The 1067-nt window shown below is 47.3% G+C and carries 2 protein-coding genes; one reads left to right on the top strand and one right to left on the bottom strand.

Going from position 1 to position 1067, the window contains the following annotated elements:
• Positions 1-817: aldehyde dehydrogenase family protein (locus tag ACWHAR_RS22925; protein ID WP_452087927.1), on the bottom strand; the 817-nt coding region annotated here is incomplete at its 3' end.
• 183 nt (positions 818-1000) lie between these two features.
• Here ACWHAR_RS22925 and ACWHAR_RS22920 point away from each other — a divergent pair.
• A partial coding sequence (locus tag ACWHAR_RS22920) for a hypothetical protein (protein WP_452087928.1) occupies positions 1001-1067 on the top strand: 67 nt, incomplete at its 3' end.

Below are 1067 nucleotides of genomic sequence, written 5' to 3'. Positions count from 1 at the left end.
CCACAGCACGATCGACATCCGCATCTGAAAGAACGGCAAATGGATTGTTGCCGCCGAGCTCAAGTGCCATTCGTTTGAAGGAACGCCCGGCGATTTCACCGATGTGGCGCCCGACTGCTGTTGATCCTGTAAAGCTGATTAATCTCGGGATTGGATTGGTGAGCATGCCGTCCCCGATTTCCCTTACATCCGTCAGCATGACGTTAAGGACACCGTCAGGAAGACCGGCGTGTTCAAACGCTTTCGCAATGATGGTCCCGCCGGAAAGGGCGGTTTGGATATCAGGCTTGTGAACAGCGCTGTTACCCAGCGCAATTGCGGGCGCAATGGATCTCATAGATAAATTCATCGGAAAATTAAATGGAGAAATCGATGATATGACACCTAGCGGAAGGCGGTAAATCTTATTGGTTTTCCCTTCAATGTCGGATGGCACCTCTTTGACGCCGCCTAATTCACCAGTATACGTCATGGCTTCATCTAAAATCGCAATCGTTTGTTCCAGCTCGATTGTTGATTTAATGATCGTTCCGCCAGTTTCGCGGGCGATCATCATAATGATGTCATCACGGTTTTCCTGTAAATAGCCGCGCGCTTTTTGCAGCACGGCTTTTCGGTCTTCCGTCGTGCTCTTGGCCCACTCTTTTTGGGCTTTCTGTGCAATGTCAAACGCATCCTCAAGCTGTTTGCCCGTTGCCAAAGATGCTGTTGTGATCACAGACTGGTCATACGGATTCAAAATGTCCTCCGTACGTCCGCTTTCTCCCCCAGTCCATTTTCCGTTGATAAAACTTTTGTTTAACGTTTCGAAACTCATAAGATGACCCTCCTTTGTTCCTGCATGTCTTCTTCTATTTCCGCTGAAGCCAATATGTAAACGAATGAGGTTTCCCTTACAGTTTCTCGTCTATCTATACCGGATATACTCTTTTTTAGTGGAGAACATGTGTGTTTCGCCTTATACTGAATATACAGATCCTTACATAAGAGAGGAGACTCTATGAAATCGCTGCTGGCTATTTATCCCGGTTCGATTGTGTCTGAGGAGCTTTGCATAAGGGAAGGCT

The organism is Bacillus sp. LR--39 (genome assembly GCF_053613335.1).
Note: the sequence above shows the minus strand (reverse complement) of the source record. Positions and strands in the feature narration are given on the sequence as shown.